The organism is uncultured Victivallis sp., assembly GCA_944389935.1.
Taxonomy (GTDB): Bacteria; Verrucomicrobiota; Lentisphaeria; order Victivallales; family Victivallaceae; genus Victivallis.
The window spans coordinates 38,683-57,733 of sequence record CALXOE010000018.1; the positions used below are offsets into that span (position 1 = coordinate 38,683).

Genomic DNA, 19,051 nt, shown 5'->3' on the forward strand with positions numbered 1-19,051 from the left:
GCGGAGTTTCCGGCATGTGGAATTTTTTGGGCGGGAAAGGGCGGTTTGACGGCAAACCGTCGTGGAGTGTGAGCGGTCCGGCGGCGATGCTTTATGGTGGAATCGGCTGCTATTTCATCTACGCGACGATCCGTTATCTGACGGCGGAAGACGGGGGCGCTTACACATCGCTCTTCTGGGTGATTCACGGCCCGATCCACGAGATCGGCCACTTCTTTTTTTCTTCGGGCCGTTTCCCGCTGACGATCCATCTGCTTGCCGGGACGTTGTTTCAGGTTCTTGCCCCGGTTGTCGGAGCGATTCAGTTCGCCTGGCGCGGAGAGTACCCTCCTTTGGCGGTGATGCTTGGATGGTTCGGGTTTTCCGTACTGGATGTTTCCGTCTACATGGCGGACGCGCGACGACTGGAACTGACTCTCGTGTCGCCTTTCGCAGGGGAGGGGGAAACGATTCACGACTGGAACTGGCTCTTCGACCGTTTCGGCTGTCTGAGTTGTGCGGAGGGAATCGCCGCCGTCACGGCGTCTTTCGGCTATTTGTGCTGTTTTCTTTCCATATTCGGAATCGCATGGATGGTGCTGCGCGGGCTTCGCCGGCGGGCGGCTGCGGACGGGGAAGACGAGCGGTTTTGACGTTCTCCCCCGGGAGCGGCGGAAGACGGGTCAGCACTTGACGGCGCCTTTGATGAAGCCGTTCCGGTGCAGCTCCATGTCCTCCATGCCTTTGTCGAACTCTTCCAGGGAATAGATGTGATTCGTCACGCCCGTGAACTTCCAGATTCCGCGCGAGAGCAGCTTCATGATCCGGCCGCAGAGTCCGGCTTCGTACATGATCCGGCGCTCGTGGCAGTTGATCGTATCCATCGCCTTGAAATTCCAGAGCTTGTAATCGATCGTGCGCAGAGAGTCATTGTGGTAGCCGCCGATTCCCATCCTGCCGTGGGCGCAGACCATTTCGCCCGCGAGTTTCAATCCGCTTTCAGTTCCTGTGAACTCCATCACGTTCGGAAATCCGATCCCGAAAATGTCGGTCTTATGGCCGTCGCGTTTCAGGTCGGGCGCGCCGATCGCTTTCCAGTCGAGAATGTACTCTTCCGGAAGTTCCCCGGGCAGATAGACCTCCGTCGCTCCGAAACGGAGCGCGTTGTCCAGCGCCTCCCGGCGGAGATCCACTCCGATGATGTCGCCGTATCCCATCGCCTTGAAGAGCGAGATCATCCCGAGCCCCATGTAGCCGCAGCCGACGACCGCGACGGAATCCCCCAGCGTCGTGAGCGGCATCTTGACCGCCGCGCTCAGGAGGCAGGCGAGCGGTTCGACGATCGCGTCCTCGTCTTTGAGGTTGTCCGGCACGTGAACGACTTTCTCCGGCTCCATGACGATGAATTCGCGCAGGCCGCCGCCGCCGAGGCCGGTGACCCGGTCTCCCTCCCGGAATCCGGTGACGTTCCGGCCGCAGCGGGCGACCACGCCGACCGATTCATGGCCGAAGAGTTCCCCCGGCTGGGCGATGGTCCAGGGATACCACTCCGAATGGCACATCCCGGTGTAGGTGACTCTCACGAGCAGCTGGTTGTCGTTGATTTCCGGAACCGGAACGTCCACGACTTTGCTTTTGCGCGGTCCGACCATGACGACTTGTTTCATTTTGATCTCCTGATTGCTGGGGGGTATGTCAGACAGTTTCCACGAATACCGGGGCTCCGGTTGCGGCGGAGCGGTAGGCGGCATCGATGATCTTCATGAGTTTGACCGCGTCATCGGGCGTATTGAGCGGTTCGGCTTCGCCTTTCAGGACGCGGATGAAATTTTCGGCGGATTCGATTCGCCCCATCGATTCTTCTCTGGCGAATTCGATTTCGCGGTTGACCGGTCTGGCTCCATCCTGCCAGTAGAGTTCGCACAGATCCCGGGTCGTTGTTTCATCGCCGTCGACCTCGAACGTTCGATGGAGCATTCCCCCGGCCCGGGTCCCCTGAAAGGAGACGGAGATCTCTTCCGCCCGGATCATCTCCGCCCAGGAGCAGCGCAGCGTCAGCACCTGTCCGGTTTTGAAACGGACGAATCCGTGGCAGGCGTTTTCCACATCGGTGATGCCGTCCATCCGGGCCGCACCCCACGGCCCCCTGAAATCCGGGTTCGAGATGAAGTCGTCAAAGGTTTGGGCCAGCACGCAGTCCGGCTCGGGCTCTCCGAGGAAGCAGAGCGCCAGATCCAGCATGTGAAGCAGATCGATCAGCGGCCCGCCGCCCGCGAGCTCCCGGGTGGTGAACCAGCCGCCGAATCCCGGTATGCCGGTTCGCCGGATCCAGACCGCCTGAGCGGAATTGACGCGCCCCGCCTTGCCCGCTTTCAGGAAATCGACGATCGCGCGCACATCGGCCCGGGCGCGGTTGTTCAGATTGAACATTAACGTCCTGTCCGCACTGCGGGCGGCGTCGCGCATCGCCACGGTTTCCTCCGCGGTGATGGCGGGAGGTTTTTCACAGAAAACATGGACTCCGGCCGCGAGCGCCTCCAACGTCATCGGAGCATGAAAACGGTTCGGAGTCAGAATGATAACCGCATCAACCAGCCCGGACGCAAGCATTGCGGTCAGGTCGGGGAAGAACCGGGCATTGAGCTTTTGCGCCAGAGGGCGCCCGCTCTCTTCGTTCCGGTCGGTGACGGCGGTAATCGCCGCTCCCGCGTTCCGGCAGCCGGCAATGTGGTATTGCGCCATGCTGCCGGCCCCGACCAGACCCACCCTCACTGTCATTGCGGAATCCTCCCTGCCGGATTTCGGCGGTTGATTTTTTTCTTGCTATTATTATATTACATCGAAAAGAAACATTCAACCGCAAATCAGGAAAGAAACTATGCGTTTTCAATCAAAAAGCGGTGCAATTCCGGAGTCGGAATCGAAATTCGCCCCCATTCGTCTGTCGTCGGACTTTCCGGTTTCGGAAGTGGACGTGAATATCCGGGGGGAGGTTTCGGATGTTCCGCCGCACATTCACGACTGTCTCGAGCTGGAATTCTGCTATTCGGGGGAGGGGCTTTTTCTTGTGGAGGATAAAATCCTGCCGTTTCGGGCGGGGAATGCGGTTCTCATCAACAACCGGGAAGTGCATGTCATGATGAGCAGTCCGGGCGGGAAGACCCGCTGGATGTTTCTGAATCTCGATCCGGCGGCACTGCTTGCGGGTTACGTCAACGAGCGGGATGAACGGCTCGAGACGGCGTCGTTCTGCGGGGAGTCGTTTCCGAATGTGATCGACGAGGCGCGTTTTCCCGGCGTCGCCCCGCTGATCCGGGCGATTGTCGAGGCGCGTCTGAACGAGCCGGCGGGATTCGCTTCGGAAATCCGGGCATTGGTCATCCGGAATGGAATACGGGAATCGGTTTTGTGCAGGAGGAGCGTCGCAACATCATCGAGACCGCGCTGAACGTCGCGGCCGAGGAGAAGTTCCCGATCTTTTTCATGGATGAGGTCGCGTTCCGCGGTGGCAGTCCGGCGCAGAAGATCGATGTGTCGATCCGGCGGATCACCGAATTCATCAAAAAATACGGTTCTCATCCCGGTTTTTACAAAATCGACGGCAAGCCGGTCTACTATTTTCAGACATTCGGCTGGGAGATTTCGGCGCAGGAGCTCGAGCGCATGTGCGCGGAAGTCGATCGTGCCACGGGCGGGGTCTGCTGGGCGATGTTCGGGCCGGTGGCGAAATTCGGCGTTGTCCCGCAGCTGTCGATGATCATCGACGGCGCAAACATTCATCGGCGCAACCGCACCACGCGGGAATGGATGCTCAAGGAGCAGGATCCCGCGGTGATTTTTGCAAACGGCCGCAAATTCGGAAAGAAGATCACGGATATGCAGTATCCGAAATTCGACGGGACCGGGCAGCCCTGGCGCCAGACCGGAGTCGCGCAGTACGGCATGGACGGGCGGACGCTGGAAACCACGCTTCTGGACAGCCTGAAGTCAAAGCCCGACTTCATCATGCTTTCAAGCTGGAACGACTGGGAGGAGGGGGCGAACTTCGAGCCCGGCTGGGATGTCGACGGGTTTGCGGGCGACCCGTACACCTATTGCAAAGTGATCGCCCATCTCAAAGGAATCGAATTCGTGCCGCCGCCGCCCCCGCCGAAAGAGGCGGTGCACCCGACCATCTGGGAGAAGCTCGGTTACGGCGACGGCGCCGGCCCGCTGATCGAACGCATCGAGCGTACGCATGTCCGGGGCGGGTCGCTGATCGTGACGGTGCGGGACAGCGCCGGAGAGGTGACCGGTCTCGAGGTCGTTCCGGAGGGGGATCTCTTCTGGAAAGCCCCCCGGGGCGCGGGCGAAAAGGCTTCGGGATCGCTTGAGGCTCCGCCGCTTCCGGCGGGCGTGCAGCTCGCGAACGTGTTCGGTTTTACGCCGGGATACGCGGTTCCGCTGCTGGAGCCGAATGTCGAGTTCAAGTTGCCGGCCGGCACGGAACTGCCGGAGCAGTTCGCCGTCGGCGTCGCCTGGGCTTTCAATCCGGAGAAGCCGCTGCAGAGCGTGAAAACCGTTCTCAGAAACCGGGAACCGGTGCTGCTGCGCGAACCGAAAGGGAACGTTCAGCCGGAGATGACGCTGGATTTCACCGCATCCCCCCGTTCCTCCGCGCTGCCGTCGGAGAACTGGAACGGCTGGCAGACCGCGGTCGCAGTCGTGCCGCGTCCGGCTGATCTCTCGCAGCCGTTGAAGCTGCAGGCGGGCGGAGCCCGGCTTGGACAGATCTCGCTGCTCGGAGCTCCCCGGGAGGAGCGGGTCATCACCCGCGCGGAGAACGTCGACGCCGATGGGAAGATCAAACGCTTTTACATCACTCTTCCGGATGAGACCATCACTACGCCAGGAGCCCATTTCTTCTGGCTGCGCGCCCGCGATGCCGCCGGAAACTGGGGCAGTCCGGTGCTTTACGCCGCTCCGAATTACGAGTTTTTCGACCGGTCGGGAGGCAATGCCGCCCTCCGGGAGCCGGAACTGGAAATCCCCGGCGCGGTCATCGCCGACAACTGCGCGCGTTCCGACGCCTGGCGCGGAGGCGGCGTCGAAGTGGAGAAGTCGAGCTGAAACAGCTCTCCGGACGGCTGCGGCTGGGCAATACGCTGATTCACCGGGATCTGACTCCGACGTTGACGCAGGGGCGTTTCCGGCTCTCGTTCGATGTGAGTCACAGCAGCTATCAGCGCAAGATCATCGTCTGGCTCACCGATAAGGCCGGGATACGGGGGTACGGCGTCGCCTGGGATTCGGTCAATCCGGATCAGGCCGGCGGTACCGGCATGGTGCAGATCGTCAAACTCAACGGAGATCAACCCCTCGACTGGGGGAACGGCGGTACGGTTCTGGCGGAGGGCCCGTCCGGTCATCCGGCGCTCTCGGATGTCCCGCCCGTTTCGAGTTTCAGCTGGCGGACGGGGTGCTGACGGTCCGCGTGGACGGGAAGACGGCCGTTTCCGCCCGCGATGCGGAGTTCAGGCAGTTCGACCGGCTCTATCTGCGCGGAAACGACAGTCAGAGCGTCGACCGTCTGATTCTGCTGCCTTGAGCTCCCGGCGGGAGGGTTTCCCCGCCGCGCGGGAAGTTCAAATGAAAAAAACGGTCGAATTTTCACCGATTCGGCCGTTTTCTTATTTGCATTTTACGGAAAGGGTTGCTATTTTACCCGACGGAAGCGAAAAAGCGTATTTAACACTTGGGAGGGAACCATGCAGCTTGATCCGACCAACCTTATGGACGAACTCGAAGAACATATGATGAAGACGGAAGAGTCTCTCATCGGTAATTTCAAAACCATCCGCACGGGGAAAGCGTCTCCGTCGCTGGTTGAAAACATCACGGTCGAGTATTACGGCACCCCGACCCGGCTCAAGGAACTCGCCGGAATCACCACGCCCGAACCGCGGCTGCTCGTGATCCAGCCGTGGGACAAGAGTTCGCTGGGTGCGGTCGAGAAAGCGATTCTCGCTTCGAATATCGGAATCACGCCGATGAATGACGGAACGCACATCAAACTGCCGATTCCGGAGCTCAGCCAGGATCGCCGCGTCGCGCTCGCGAAACAGGCGAAAGGATTCGTGGAAGAGGCGAAGGTCGCGCTGCGCAACATCCGCCGGGACGGCAACGAAGTCGCCAAGAAGGCCCAGAAAGACGGGGTCTTTACCGAAGATGAACTCAAGAAGATGCTCGACGATATCCAGAAGCTCACCGACCGTTACATCGCTTCTCTCGACAAAGAGCTTGCGAACAAGGAAAAGGAGCTCATGACCGTCTGATGGCGGAATCTTCGTCCAACCAGCGTGCCGCTGCCGGGATTCGTTCCGGCCGCGGTTTTTTGCTGATTCTCGGCGGGATCGCGGGGTGCGCGCTGCTGCTGCGGCTCGGGGTCTGGGCTGAACTCGGCGCGATGAACGGCGGGCACAACAGCGTTTACACTCCGTCGGTATTTACGGATCTGGCGACCTACATGAAGCTCGGGCGGGAGATCGCCGCGGGGGAATATTCCGGTCCGTTCTACTATCAGCCGTTCTACTATGCGGTGTTTCTGCCGGTCTGCTACTGGCTGTCGGGCGGCTCGACCGGGTTTGTGATTTTCATCCAGTCTCTGCTCGGGGCGGGGACGAGCTGGTTTGCAGGACTTGCCGCGGCGCGGCTTTTCGGCCGGACGGCGGGAATGGTGGCGGCGGGGTTCGTCGCGATTTCCACGCCGCTGCTGCTGTACACGCCGTTCCATCAGAATGAGACGCTGCAGGCGTTCAACCTGACACTGCTCTTTTATCTGTCGCTGCGCGCGTGTGAATGCTGGACTCTCCGGCGGTGGAGCGCAGTCGGTCTCGTCGCCGGAATCGCGATTCTCACGCGCGGGAATATCGTGCTGTTCCTCCCGGGAATCGTCGCTGCGGCGGCCTGGTCCGGTTTGCGGCGGAAAGTCCGGTTACCGCGCGTTGCCGCGGGATGCGCGCTGCTGCTGGCGGCTGCATATCTCGTGCAGATGCCGTTCATCATTCACAACACATGCGAAACCGGGAAGCTCTCCGGCCCCTCGACTGCGGCGGACGCGGTGCTCGCGCTCGGGAATTCGCCGGAGGCCCCCGCGGGCGGACGCAATCCCGGCCTGCCGGCCGGACCGATGGAGTACCCTGAAGCGTACAGTCGGATGATGGCGCTTGCCGGAGAGGGCGTGAGTGTTCCTGAGCAGATGTTCGAGATGATGTGCCGGGAGCCGGGGGCGTTTTTTGAACTGCAGTTCCGGAAGCTGCTGCTCTTCTGGGATTACCGGGAGATTCCGAACAACGTTTCGCTCTACGGGGAGGGCGAGGCGAGTCGGATTCTGCGCTGGCTGCTGCCGGGGCGGAGTCTCGTGCTGCTGCCGTTCGGGCTGGCCGGTCTCGTGCTGGCGGTGGTGCGGGCGTATCGGCGGAGAGAGGTCAAACTCTGGCTGCTCATCTATTTTGTGGCGATCTACTGGGCGGCGACGGCGCTCTTTTACATTCTGTCGCGATTCCGGGCGCCGATTCTGCCGCTGGTCGCGGTGGCGGCCGGTGGATTCGCCGCATGGTTTCTGCGGCGCTGGAGACACGCGCCGGAAAAGCGGCGGCAGCTTCTGCTCTACGGGGGAGGGGTGTTCATCGCGATGTTCTGGATCGTGAGTTCGAGTTACGACTTCTATCGGACCCGTCTGGAGTCGTCGCTCGCGCGCTGGTTCCGTCCGGACGGGGTTGAGGTGAAGTTCGGCGGCACGCCCTACCGGCTTGACCACGGACCGATGACGTTCGGCGGCTGGGAGATGGTCGAGATGAAACCCGGGTTGAAACTCGATAAACAGTTTGCGAACTTCACTGCTCCTGGCGAAGTGGAGTGGACCGTTCTGACCGGAAAACCGGGGCGGATCCGCTATCGGGTGAACGGGGTTCTGCGGACGTATCAGGCGGAGAAGCCCGGATTCGTAAAGCTGCGTTTCCCGGTGACTCCGCGAAATGGCGGATTTTCGATCGAAATCGTCGGATTCACGGGGGAACACTGGCTGTTTTACGATGCGCAGCGCGACTACGGGCGGTCTGAACTGGGGGGCGCGCCGCTCGCGGGAGAGTGGATCATGCGTCTTTATGAGACCTCCGGAACCTGATTCTCCGCCGGGAGGCAAAGAAAATGCGTTTTTTTCCGTTTTGGGATTTGACAAATCACAAAGAGTCAATATAGTACCGGAGGAACTGACCCTAAGAAGGAGGCTGTGGTATGGCTACAATTTGTCCCTATTGCAATATTGAAGTTAGCGAGAGCGCGATTGAGGCCGAGGACGGCTGCTGTCCCGAATGCGGTTCTGTCATCAGCGCGTCCTCGTCGTTCCTCGGAGAGGATCCGGATTATGATGACGAGCTCGAGAACGACGATCTCTATGATGAGTTCGATGATGACGATGATATCTTCGATCGCGGCGACTTCGATGACGATGCGTTTGACGATGAGGATCTTGACGAGGAATTCGACGACGAGGAATTCGACGACGAGGAAGAGGAGGAGTTCTGATTCCCCGCTCTCAGAGCCGCCCCGGTTTCGGAGGCGGCTTTTTTTCTGCTGAAAAAAAGGCGGAGCGGCTTGCAATCCCCGGAATGCGGTTCTATATTGCGAAAATGGCAAATGGTCCGGATGTGCCCGGAGACGGGCCGGTTCGAGTGGAACTGGAGTCACCCGCAGGTCGTCAGAGGCTGCTCCGGCGTCGCGGACCGTAAGGGAAAGCAGGTAAAACAATGGCAGAAGTGATTCTGGAGCACGTCTACAAGATCTACGACGGCACGGTGACCGCCGTGCGGGATGTCAATCTCGAGATCCGCGACCGCGAGTTCATGGTTCTCGTCGGCCCCTCGGGCTGCGGGAAGTCGACTACGCTGCGCATGGTCGCCGGACTTGAGGACATCTCGAAAGGAACGATCAAAATCGGGGACCGGGTGGTCAACAACGTCGCGCCGAAAGACCGCGACATTGCGATGGTGTTTCAGAACTACGCGCTTTATCCGCACATGTCGGTTTACGACAATATGGCGTTCGGTCTGAAGCTGCGCAACTTCTCCAAGGAGGATATCCAGTACCGCGTGATGGAAGCGGCGAAGATTCTGGGGCTTGAGGAGTATCTCGACCGTCGTCCGAAACAGCTCTCCGGCGGTCAGCGCCAGCGCGTGGCGGTCGGCCGCGCGATCGTGCGCAAGCCGAAAGCGTTTCTCTTCGACGAGCCGCTGTCGAACCTCGACGCGAAGATGCGCGTTCAGATGCGCACCGAGATCTCGAAACTGCACCAGCACCTCGAGAGCACGATGATCTACGTGACGCACGACCAGACGGAGGCCATGACCATGGGCGACCGCATCTGCGTCATGAAAGACGGTGTGATTCAGCAGGTGGCCGAACCGATTGAACTCTACGACAATCCGTGCAACAAGTTCGTGGCCGGATTCATCGGAACGCCGCCGATGAACTTCTTCGACGGCGTCATCGTGAAGAAAGACGGCAAACTCTGTTTCGTCGAACCCGGTTTTGAATTCGCCATTCCGGAAGAGTGGAAAGCCAAACTCGAGCCTTACGTCGACAAGAAAGTCACGTTCGGTGTCCGGCCGGAAGACATCGGCACCGATGAGGCCGAACGGACTCCGGGCATGCCGCGTGTGAATGCGAAGATCGAAGTGGTCGAGCCGATGGGCTCGGAAACCTACGTCTATTTGAACACGGGGGAGAATACGTTCATCGCACGCGTCGATCCGCACAAGCGTCTGCGGGTTGGAGAGCTCGAAAGTCTGGCGGTGCTGCTGCCGAAAGCCCACGTTTTCGATGGGGAAACTGAAAAAGCCATCATCTGAGCATCGCCGGAGGGGCGGAGCCGGTTCGCGGAGAAAAGAGTTCCGGTTTCGCTTTTTCGGAGAGAGTTCCACATCTGTCGCGGCCTGACCGGGATTGTAATGGAATTTCCTCCCGGTGCATGATCTGCGGATACGGCCATCCGGGCCGTATCCTCTCTTTTTGAAAACTGTTTCCGGTAAAATTATGAGAAGAGAACTGCTTCATCGTCAATACCGCAACCGCGGTCCGCTGCAGAACTACATCAGCTTCTATTCCGAATGGAAAGGGCGCTTTGTGCTGGTCTGGATCATGTATCTGGTGAAAGCCGCGCCGGTCTTTCTGATTCCGATTTTGACGGCGGAGGTGATCAACCTCATCACGAACCGGACGCTGCCGCAGGAGCAGATTTTCGGACGGTTGTGGGAGATCCTGGCGATCGGCTTTGTGGTGATCGTGCAGAATATCCCGACACACATGCTCTACGTGCGGCTGATGAGTGTGCCGTGCCGGGCGGTGGAGATGAGTCTGCGTTCGGCGCTCTGCACGCGGCTTCAGCATCTGTCGATTCCGTACCATACGCAGACGAAGATCGGGTCGCTGCAGAACAAGGTCACGCGCGATGTCGAGAGCATCGAGAACATGACCCGGATGCTGCTCGACACGGCGCCGCACATCATCTGTACGGTGGTGATCGCGGTGATCGTCACGCTGTTCAAGGCGCCGATCTTCGTGCTGTTCTATCTGGCGGCGGTGCCGCTGGCGGTGGTGCTCTTCGTGGCGATCCGCAAACGAATCCGGGACAGCAACCGGGCTTTCCGGCAGAGCATCGAGGACATGTCCGGCCGCGTGACCGAGATGATCCGGCTGATTCCGATCACGCGCGCGCACCACGTCGAAGACATCGAGATCGACCGGGTCAACCGGAAACTCGATCAGATCCGCCACACGGGACTGCAGGTTGACCTCATCAACTCGATCTTCGGGTCGGTGAACTGGGTGCTGCTGATGCTGTTCAATCTGTGCACGCTGATCTTCATCGCATTCCTCTATCAGAAAGAGTGGCTCAAGATCGGGGTCGGCGACATTGTGCTGCTGACCGGCTACTTCAGCTCGATCACGACGATGGTGATGCAGGCGATGAACTGCATTCCGGCGATCACGAAAGGGCTCGAGTCGGTCCGTTCTGTCGGCGAAGTGCTGGAGTGTCCGGATATCGAGCTCAACGAAAACAAGCCGCAGGTGACGGAGGTGAAAGGCGATTTCGTTTTCGAGAACGTCTGTTTTTCATACCCCGGCAACGACAAGCATGCGCTGGAAAACATCAATCTGCATGTGCGGGAGGGGGAGACCATCGCGCTGGTCGGCTCTTCCGGTGCCGGGAAGTCGACGATGGCACATCTCGTGATCGGGTTTGTGCGTCCCACGAGCGGGCGGCTGCTGCTGGACGGGCGGGATATGAATACGCTTGATTTGCGCAGTTACCGGACGTTCATCTCGGTTGTGACGCAGGAGACGCTGCTCTTTGACGGGACGATCCGCGAGAACATCTGCTACGGGGTTCAGCCGACGGAGTTCGAGCTTATGGACGCGGTCCGCAGTGCGGATTTGATGGACTTCATCGATACGCTGCCGGAGGGGCTCGATACGCAGGTGCGGGAGAACGGGGCGCGTCTCTCCGGCGGCCAGAAACAGAGGATTGCGATTGCGCGGGCGCTGCTGCGCAATCCGCGTGTGCTGATTCTCGACGAGGCGACCAGCGCGCTCGACGTCGAATCCGAGAGCCAGATCAAGAGTGCTCTCGATCATCTGGTCAAGGGGCGTACGACCTTCATCGTGGCGCACCGTCTTTCGACCGTCCGCGACGCGGATCGCATTGTGGTGATGCAGAACGGCCGGATCGCCGAGATCGGAAATCATCGGGAGCTTGTTGCACTCAATGGAATTTATGCGGAGATGAACCGCAAATTTACCGCCGCTCAATAGCGGCAGAATGGAGAAGAAATCATGAAAAAACGTCTGCGTAAGAAAACCCACCGCGGGGAGTTCCGGGAACTTGGATTTGTCCTGACCGCCGAGTACGAGGAGAAGCCGGATATGGAGTCGCTCTGCAACTTTGCCGATCAGTTGATGGACAAGTTTGAAGAGCTCGGGATGGATGTGTCGGGATATTTTGATTTCAGTGATTTCGATGTGCTGCTCAACACCGGGCGTCCGGGTACGGATGAGGAGAATCGCCGGAATCAGGCGGTCGAGTTCGTCAAGGGGCTGCCGGGAATCCGGAACGTCGAGGCGGGGGAACTCGTCGACGCCTGGCACAACAATCTGTAACCGGAATCGAGATTTCCGCCGGGGCTGAAAATGGCTCCGGCTTTTTTTTTGACCGAAAATCCTGCCGAATGGATTTGCTATTTCCCCGGTACGGCGTTACTGTATGGACGGGAGGGGGGGGCGGAAAAGATGAGACGCGGTTGGATTGCCATCGGAATTCTGCTTTTATCCGCGGCGCTGTTTTCCGCGGGGCTCGTGCGCAAACTCGCGAGTCTGCGGGGGAGTGAGCCGTCGTCGGAACGCATCATCGCGGTGATTCCGAAAGCGGTGGAGAACTCCTGGTGGAATCAGGTTCGTCTCGGCGCGCTCGCGGGGGCCCAGGGAACGCCGTACCGGGTGGTATGGAACGGTCCGGCCCTGGAGAGTGATCATATCAGCCAGATCATCTTTCTCGAGCATGCGCTCGCGCGTCGTTCCGCCGCGGTCGTGATTGCGCCGAACGACTCTCTGGCATTGAGCCGTCCGGTCGAAGAGGCGGCTGCCCGGATTCCATGTGTATTGATCGATTCTCCGCTTGCGGAAACGGGGCAGCTCCCGCTGGTCGCGACGGACAACTATCGGGCGGGGGAGCTTGCGGCCCGGCTTCTGGCCACGGCGATCGACGGCAGAGGAAAGGTTCTGGTCATCAATCATCTGAGAAATTCCGAGTCGACCGAGGAACGGGCGCGGGGATTCGCCGCGGCCATGGCGGACGACTATCCGGAAATCCGGGTTGTGCAGTCGCCCTATGCCGAAACCTCTCTGATGGATTACCGGGCGCAGACGGCCGAACTTCTGGCCCGCCATCCGGATACCGCAGCCGTATTTGCGGTCAATCTCGAGACTTCGGAGGGGGTCTGCCGGGCCTTGCAGAGAGAGTACCATGCCCGGAAAGTGAAATTCGTCGGATTTGATTCTTCCGCATTGCTGGTCGGGAGTCTGGCTGACGGCGGGATTGAGGCGCTGATCGTGCAGAATCCGTTCGAGATCGGCCGCCGCGGTGTCCGCCGCGCGCTCGATGCACTCGAAAATCGCCAGGGCGAGGTGTTTACGGCGATTCCGGTGTTTGTCGTGACCCGGAGGAATCTCGAGCGGATGAAACGAAAATTTCCGGCGGCACTGGGGTTGTGAGATGTACGGATTTGAGATGGTTGACATATCGAAACGGTTCGGTGCGGTCTGTGCGCTGCGCGACGTTTCGTTTGCCGCGCGCCCCGGAACGGTGCATGCGCTCTGCGGGGAGAACGGCGCCGGCAAATCGGTGCTCTCGAAAATTCTCGCGGGGGTCTACCGCCCCGATTCCGGACGGATCGAGGTGCAGGGGAGGGAGGTCGCGTTTTCGTCACCGGCGGAGGCGGTTCGCGCGGGGATTTCGATGCTGTATCAGGAGTCCGATCTCGCGCCGGATCTGACGGTTGCGGAAAACATCTTTCTCGGGGCGGAGCGGCTGCTCGGCGGGAAAATTCCCCGGATGCTCGACTCGGAGCGGATGCGCCATGAGACCGATGACATGATCGACAGTCACGGCTTCATGCTCAAGCCCGATACGATCGTCGCGGAGCTGACGCCGGCGAAACGGCAGCAGGTTGAAGTGCTGAAAGCCCTGAACCGCCGCGCGCAGGTCCTGATCATGGACGAGCCGACCGCGTCGCTCTCCCCGCGCGAGACGCAGGAGCTGTTCGCGATCATCCGGGGATTGCGCAACTCCGGAATGACGATCGTGTACATCTCGCACCGGCTCGACGAAGTCCTGAGAATTGCCGACGAGGTGACGGTTCTGCGCGACGGCGTGAACGTCTATTCGGGGGCTCGATCGGCGGTGAATGCGGACCGGGTGGTCCGGTTGATGACCGGGAGCGCTCCGGAGGAGCTGTTCCCGGAGCGGAACAACATTCCCGGGGAGGTGTTTTTCGAGGCGAGGGAGATCTCCGACCGGGCCGGGCGGGTTCGCAAGGTGTCGTTCCGGCTGCATCGCGGCGAAATCGTCGGACTGGCCGGTCTGGTCGGTTCGGGGCGGAGTGAAACCGCGGAGCTGATCACCGGGGCGACACCGCTTGCGGAGGGGGAATTCTTTCTCGACGGGAACAAAGTGGCGCTCGATTCGCCGGTTGGTGCCGTTGCGCACCGGATCGCGCTGGTTCCGGACGATCGTTCTTACAGCGGAATCATCCCATCGCTGTCGGGGGCGGCGAATCTGCTTCTGCCGAATTACCGGAGGTTCGGAATGCGCTGCTGGATTCCCCGCCGCCGGGAGCTGCGTCTGGGGGAGGGGATCGGGAGATACCTCCGGCTGGAGTGGCCGTCGCCGCGGACACCCGCCGGTCGCCTGCCGGCCGGTACGATGCGCAAGATTCTGATCGGGCGCTGGCTGATGTCGGATATCCGGCTTCTGGTGCTGGATGAGCCGACGCGCGGGGTCGACGTCGAATCGCGCCGGGAGATTTACGAGTTGATGACCCATTTTGTGCGGCGTGGACGGACGATTCTGCTGATTTCCTCGAATCTGTCGGAACTGTTCGGCATGACTGACCGGATTCTCGTCATGCGCAACGGCAGGATGGTCGGGGATCTGAAAACGAAAGAGGTCTCGCGCGAAGAGGTCATGGGACTCGCCGCAGTGGATGGATTGTAAGGCAGGGAGAAAACGGATGAGGACGCAGAACGATCAATCATACAACCGGGGCAGGGGAGAATGAAATTTTACAGCAGACAACTGTTTCCATTTTGCGCGCTGGTGTTCGTGTTCGCGCTGTTCAGTGCGCTGGCGCCGGAGCGTTTTCTGGCGCTCCGGAATCTGGTGAACATCCTGCGGGTGTCGTCGGTGACGGGAATCGCCGCAGTGGGAATGACGTTCGTGATCATCATCGGCGGAATCGATCTCTCGGTAGGGGCGATGCTGTCGCTGTCGGCGATGGTGACGGCCGTGTCGATGTTGCTTTTCTCGGGAGCGGACATGGCGATGATTGCGAACGGCGAATATGTTTCGCTGGGGCTTCTGCCGATGCTGGGCGGGGCGCTCTGCGGAATTGCCGTAGCGGGTTTCTGCGGATTTCTGAACGGGGAGCTGATCGCGCGGCTGAAAATCGCTCCGTTCCTCGCAACTCTCGGGACGATGGTGGTGTTTCGCGGCGGTTCGCTGCTCATCAATGACGGCCGCCCGGCGATGACCTCCGACTGCAACTGGCTCGATGTCGGGAACGTGCTCGGAATTCCCGCGGCTGTGGTGCTGTTTTTCGCCGTGTTGCTGGCCGGGGGATTCCTGCTGCAGTATACGACGTTCGGGCGGTATATCCGGGCGCTCGGCTCGAGTCCGAGGACCGCGCTGCATGTCGGGATCGACATCACCCGTTTGCGGGTTGTGGTTTACACGCTCTGCGGCGTGCTGGTCGGTGTCGCCGGGCTGATCCGGATGAGCCGCGCGAGCGGAGCGTATCCGTTTTCGGCGGGGATCGGGCTGGAGCTCGATGTGATTGCCGCGGTGCTGATCGGCGGAGCCTCTCCCTCGGGCGGACGCGGCACGATGGCGGGCAGTCTCATCGGGGTGCTGCTGGTCGGCGTACTGCGCAGTGGAATGACGATGCTGGACATCTCGATCTACTGGCAGATGGTGACGGTCGGCGTTCTGGTGCTCGCGGCGCTGGCGGGAGACCGATGGGAGTCGCAGCACGCCGACATCGCCCGGGAAAATACCGGAAACTGATCGGGTTCTCCCGGGAGATCCGGAGACTATTTCCGCAGAAGTTGCCGAATTGCCGGTTCGAGCTTTTCCGCCATGCGGTAGAATCCCAGATCGGTCGGATGAACACCGTCCACGGAACATTCGTCGAAATCCGCTCCGAGCAGGTCGTCCCCGGACAGGAAGTGGAGATTGGCGTCTTCTCGACTGAGCTTTTCAAATGCAGCGTGTTCCTCCGCCTGGATTGCCTGAACTGATTTCGGGCGGGGAAGATCGTTTCCCCGTTCGAGATCGCGCCCCTCGTATGCGTAACGCACCTTGCTCAGAATCAGAATCGGCACGTCCGGATGGTTTTTCCGCAGAATGCCGATGAACGGGGTGAGGGTATTCCGCATCCGTTTTGCCTGGTGGACATTCGCCTCGTAATCGAGTATGAAGCAGGCAGGATTTTCTATTTTTGCGATTTCGGCGGCGACTTCCGGTTCGCCTTTGCCGTTGCCCGAAAATCCGAGATTGACCACCGGGCGATTCAGGCGGCGGCTCAGCAGGTTGGTGTAGGCCATGCCGGGGCGGGAGGCACATCCTCCCTGTGTGATGGAAGTTCCGTAGATCACGATCGGACGATCGTCTTCCCAGGCGGGCGGGGCTTCCACTTCCGCATCGGCGTCGACACCGATGAACACCTGGTCAACTCCGGCATACAAGGGGAAGTTGATCGTGAAGTCGCGCATGCGGCGTTCCCCCTGAAAGAGCCGGGCCGTATACTCTTTCGCGCCTGCCGGGAAGCGGGTGACCCCGAAAAAACGCTGTCTGCCGGGGGGGCCGGCATAGAGATCGAATCCGGCGGTTCCGGTCTGGGCCATGTGATACATGACGTTGTTGGAACGCATTTTCACTTTCAGAACGATCCGGCCGGTATCGGAGCGGAACGCAACCTGTCCTCCGGCGGTGTTCCACGCGAGCAGTTCCACGCCGCGGCTGAGTTTCCCGTCCGGTCTGAGCGGCAGTCGCCGGTAGACATGATCCGTGTCGTACCAGCAGAAGCCGCTTAAACGCAACGGCTTTTCCGCCGGGATCAGATATTTCAGGCCGTCGGTGTTTTCCGGTTTGAGTTTCATATTCGGGTCGAGGTCGAGCGCGGACTCCGCCGCGAACAGACTTATGCCGCAGAAAAGCGCCGCGACGACGCTTCCGAACAGTGCGTTCAACGGATTGAATTTCATCGCGTGACTCCCGGGTCAGAATGCGGTGTAGAATTTTCCGCGCACCGAATAGGGGAGGGCGAACCCGTCATCTTCCCGGATCTGCGCCACGCTCTTGCGGACGACGTGACCGTCGGAAAGCAGATAGTTCACCGCGTTGTCATGTCGGGGGTCGACGAGTGCATAGGTCGCACCGCCGTTCATGTCGCGTCCGTCTCTGCGGATGATGGCTTTTTCGTGGTTGTAGGTGTCGATCATGTAACCGTACTGGGCCGCGCCGCCGCCGTAAACTCCGTTCCAGCGTTTCAGCACGGCCGAATCTCCCAGAACGATGCCGCCGTTGCCGCGGATGTACCGGGAGGCGACCGTGAATTTCACGGGATGGCGCAAATTGGCGCTGGAACGGTCGGTCGTGAGCCCCCACAAATAGTAGTTCAGCCCGTAACCGATGCTGCGGTTGCCCGTCGAGCCTGATTCGGTCCACTCGCAGCGGCTCTCCAGCGGGCAGAAGAACAGCTGTTTCTGCTGCAGATACGCCTCCTGCATCAGATGTGCCCAGTCACGGACATTGGAGCCGGAGCCGCCGTTTGCGTTGACTCGAACCGGGGCCACCCAGTCGGCGTTGTCCGTGATGTACATGTGGAACGCAAGTCCCTGTTGTTTGAGATTGTTGCGGCAGGTTGCGTCTTTGCCCCGGGTTTCCGCTTTCGCCAGCGCCGGCAGCAGCATCGCCAGAAGAACTGCGATGATCGCTACAACAACAAGGAGTTCGATCAATGTAAATTTCTGAAGTTTCATAGGAAATCCTTTACTTTGCAAGTTCAAGCGGACTGACCGAAACATACCAGTAGCCGCGGATGGAGAAAGGAATCGCGTATTTTTCATCGGGGTCGATCAATGCCGTCGCCGGGACCTGGTCGACATGGCCGTCGTGGTAGACGTTGTTGACGGCCTCCCGGTGCCGGGGTTTAAACAGAGCGATGGCCGATCCGGGTCCGGTGTAGACGTGGTGATTGAGGACCGTTTCATAGGGGCTGAGCATGTAACCGTATTGGGCGGAATCGGCTTCGGTTTTCGGGGCGGAGTCGGAGAACATGATGATGCCTTTGCCGCCGCCGAGTCTGGCCGCATCTGCCAGATCGCTCATTCTGGCCGGCTGCCGGAGATTGCTTTTGTCGGTCGAGGGGCCCAGACCGTAGGCGAAATAATTCAAGCCGTAGCTTACGGAACGGTTTCCGGTCAGTTTTTCCTCGACCCAGTCGTTCGGGCCGCTCTCTTTTTCGACCGGGCAGAAGTAGAGAGCGCGGGCGGGGGCGTAGACGGAAAGTGCGTGCGTCCAGTCCACCACATCGCTGGCGGAGCTGTCGTTCAAGCGCGCGGGACACGCCCAGCCGTCGTTGTCGCGGGAATAGAAGTTCATCGCCTGATGGAGCTGACGCAGCTGACTCTTGCAGACCGTGTCCCGCGCCTTTTCCCGCGCCATCCCGAGTGCCGGCATCAGGAGTCCGGCCAGAATTGCGATGATCGCAATGACAATGAGAAGTTCGACTAATGTAAAACGACGTTTCTTCATTTCATCTCTTTTCCTTTATTTGTTGGAGTAACTGACGCTTTCGCCGCAATCGATCACGCGGATCGGCGTGGCGAGCCCGGCGTCGGTGATACGTTTGAAAACCGTGGCCCAGGGATCGCGTCCCGAGACCTTGTGTTTGAGTTCGTGCTCGTGCCCGATGAGAGCGAGCTTCGGTTGACCCGCCTTGAGACAGGGGGCGAATCCGGACCAGCTGTTGACCAGCATCACATCCGGTTTGATCCGGGCTTTTTCAAGCAGCTCATAGGGTTGCGGGTTCTGATTGTCGCCGTTGTGGGCGACGGTGATGCCGTCTGCGGTGACGACGTAGACGCAGCAGGGGACTTCCTGATTGGGGATCTCCTGATAGCCGGGGAACGCCCGGACGAGCAGCCCGTCGACTTTCACGGCCTTTCCGAATCGTCCGTACAGATTGCGCAGGTGGGGATC

At 60.1% G+C, this 19,051-nt stretch carries 20 protein-coding genes; 14 read left to right on the forward strand and 6 right to left on the reverse strand.

Features of this window, described 5'->3' with window-relative positions:
- Nucleotides 1-14: 14 nt before the first annotated feature.
- Nucleotides 15-632, forward strand: coding sequence for a hypothetical protein (locus tag Q0J85_RS07380; protein ID WP_294479788.1), 618 nt, complete (start codon nt 15-17; stop codon nt 630-632).
- 30 nt (nt 633-662) lie between these two features.
- Here the strand turns inward: Q0J85_RS07380 and Q0J85_RS07385 are convergent, their stop codons facing one another.
- Together Q0J85_RS07385 and Q0J85_RS07390 are read right to left on the reverse strand one after the other, a co-directional pair.
- Nucleotides 663-1,646, reverse strand: coding sequence for an alcohol dehydrogenase catalytic domain-containing protein (locus Q0J85_RS07385; protein ID WP_294479791.1), 984 nt, complete (start codon nt 1,644-1,646; stop codon nt 663-665).
- A gap of 28 nt (nt 1,647-1,674) precedes the next feature.
- Nucleotides 1,675-2,757, reverse strand: coding sequence for a Gfo/Idh/MocA family oxidoreductase (locus Q0J85_RS07390; RefSeq protein WP_294479793.1), 1,083 nt, complete (start codon nt 2,755-2,757; stop codon nt 1,675-1,677).
- Between the two features lie 100 nt (nt 2,758-2,857).
- Between Q0J85_RS07390 and Q0J85_RS07395 the strand changes: the two genes are divergently transcribed.
- The 13 genes from Q0J85_RS07395 (at nt 2,858) to Q0J85_RS07455 (ending at nt 15,853) form a co-directional block, all read left to right on the forward strand.
- Complete coding sequence (locus Q0J85_RS07395) at nt 2,858-3,427, forward strand: cupin domain-containing protein (protein ID WP_294479796.1); 570 nt, start codon at nt 2,858-2,860, stop codon at nt 3,425-3,427.
- Nucleotides 3,388-5,088 (forward strand): hypothetical protein, encoded by a 1,701-nt coding sequence (locus Q0J85_RS07400; RefSeq protein WP_294479798.1) that lies wholly within the window; start codon nt 3,388-3,390, stop codon nt 5,086-5,088. The genes Q0J85_RS07395 and Q0J85_RS07400 overlap by 40 nt, the downstream gene beginning before the upstream one ends.
- A 62-nt stretch (nt 5,089-5,150) precedes the next feature.
- On the forward strand, nt 5,151-5,444 hold the full coding sequence (locus Q0J85_RS07405; RefSeq protein ID WP_294479800.1) for a hypothetical protein: 294 nt from the start codon (nt 5,151-5,153) through the stop codon (nt 5,442-5,444).
- Nucleotides 5,438-5,566, forward strand: coding sequence for a hypothetical protein (locus Q0J85_RS07410; RefSeq protein WP_294479802.1), 129 nt, complete (start codon nt 5,438-5,440; stop codon nt 5,564-5,566). Before Q0J85_RS07405 ends, Q0J85_RS07410 begins: the two co-directional genes overlap by 7 nt.
- A gap of 160 nt (nt 5,567-5,726) precedes the next feature.
- On the forward strand, nt 5,727-6,293 hold the full coding sequence (gene frr / locus Q0J85_RS07415) for a ribosome recycling factor (RefSeq protein ID WP_294479804.1): 567 nt from the start codon (nt 5,727-5,729) through the stop codon (nt 6,291-6,293).
- A complete protein-coding gene (locus tag Q0J85_RS07420) occupies nt 6,293-8,143 on the forward strand; it encodes a glycosyltransferase family 39 protein (RefSeq protein WP_294479808.1) in 1,851 nt (616 codons plus the stop codon). Before frr ends, Q0J85_RS07420 begins: the two co-directional genes overlap by 1 nt.
- Before the next feature lie 110 nt (nt 8,144-8,253).
- Nucleotides 8,254-8,544, forward strand: a complete 291-nt coding sequence (locus Q0J85_RS07425) for a hypothetical protein (RefSeq protein ID WP_294479810.1) — start codon at nt 8,254-8,256, stop codon at nt 8,542-8,544.
- 221 nt (nt 8,545-8,765) lie between these two features.
- The gene (locus tag Q0J85_RS07430; RefSeq protein WP_294479813.1) at nt 8,766-9,866 is read left to right on the forward strand and encodes an ABC transporter ATP-binding protein; all 1,101 of its coding nucleotides are present in this window, start codon (nt 8,766-8,768) and stop codon (nt 9,864-9,866) included.
- A gap of 184 nt (nt 9,867-10,050) precedes the next feature.
- Nucleotides 10,051-11,829, forward strand: a complete 1,779-nt coding sequence (locus Q0J85_RS07435) for an ABC transporter ATP-binding protein (protein WP_294479815.1) — start codon at nt 10,051-10,053, stop codon at nt 11,827-11,829.
- A gap of 21 nt (nt 11,830-11,850) precedes the next feature.
- Nucleotides 11,851-12,174, forward strand: coding sequence for a 50S ribosome-binding protein YggL (locus Q0J85_RS07440; RefSeq protein ID WP_294479817.1), 324 nt, complete (start codon nt 11,851-11,853; stop codon nt 12,172-12,174).
- Between the two features lie 129 nt (nt 12,175-12,303).
- Nucleotides 12,304-13,284, forward strand: a complete 981-nt coding sequence (locus Q0J85_RS07445) for a substrate-binding domain-containing protein (protein WP_294479819.1) — start codon at nt 12,304-12,306, stop codon at nt 13,282-13,284.
- A 16-nt stretch (nt 13,285-13,300) separates the two neighbouring features.
- On the forward strand, nt 13,301-14,785 hold the full coding sequence (locus Q0J85_RS07450) for a sugar ABC transporter ATP-binding protein (RefSeq protein ID WP_294479821.1): 1,485 nt from the start codon (nt 13,301-13,303) through the stop codon (nt 14,783-14,785).
- Between the two features lie 60 nt (nt 14,786-14,845).
- Nucleotides 14,846-15,853 (forward strand): ABC transporter permease, encoded by a 1,008-nt coding sequence (locus Q0J85_RS07455; RefSeq protein ID WP_294479824.1) that lies wholly within the window; start codon nt 14,846-14,848, stop codon nt 15,851-15,853.
- 26 nt (nt 15,854-15,879) lie between these two features.
- Here Q0J85_RS07455 and Q0J85_RS07460 read toward each other — a convergent pair whose 3' ends face one another.
- The 4 genes from Q0J85_RS07460 to Q0J85_RS07475 all read right to left on the reverse strand — a co-directional run.
- On the reverse strand, nt 15,880-17,052 hold the full coding sequence (locus Q0J85_RS07460; RefSeq protein WP_294479827.1) for an SGNH/GDSL hydrolase family protein: 1,173 nt from the start codon (nt 17,050-17,052) through the stop codon (nt 15,880-15,882).
- A gap of 15 nt (nt 17,053-17,067) precedes the next feature.
- The gene (locus Q0J85_RS07465) at nt 17,068-17,829 is read right to left on the reverse strand and encodes a type II secretion system protein (RefSeq protein WP_294479830.1); all 762 of its coding nucleotides are present in this window, start codon (nt 17,827-17,829) and stop codon (nt 17,068-17,070) included.
- 10 nt (nt 17,830-17,839) lie between these two features.
- Nucleotides 17,840-18,604, reverse strand: a complete 765-nt coding sequence (locus Q0J85_RS07470) for a type II secretion system protein (RefSeq protein ID WP_294479834.1) — start codon at nt 18,602-18,604, stop codon at nt 17,840-17,842.
- Nucleotides 18,605-18,619: 15 nt separating this feature from the next.
- On the reverse strand, nt 18,620-19,051 hold a 432-nt coding region (locus Q0J85_RS07475; RefSeq protein ID WP_294479836.1), incomplete at its 5' end, for a hypothetical protein.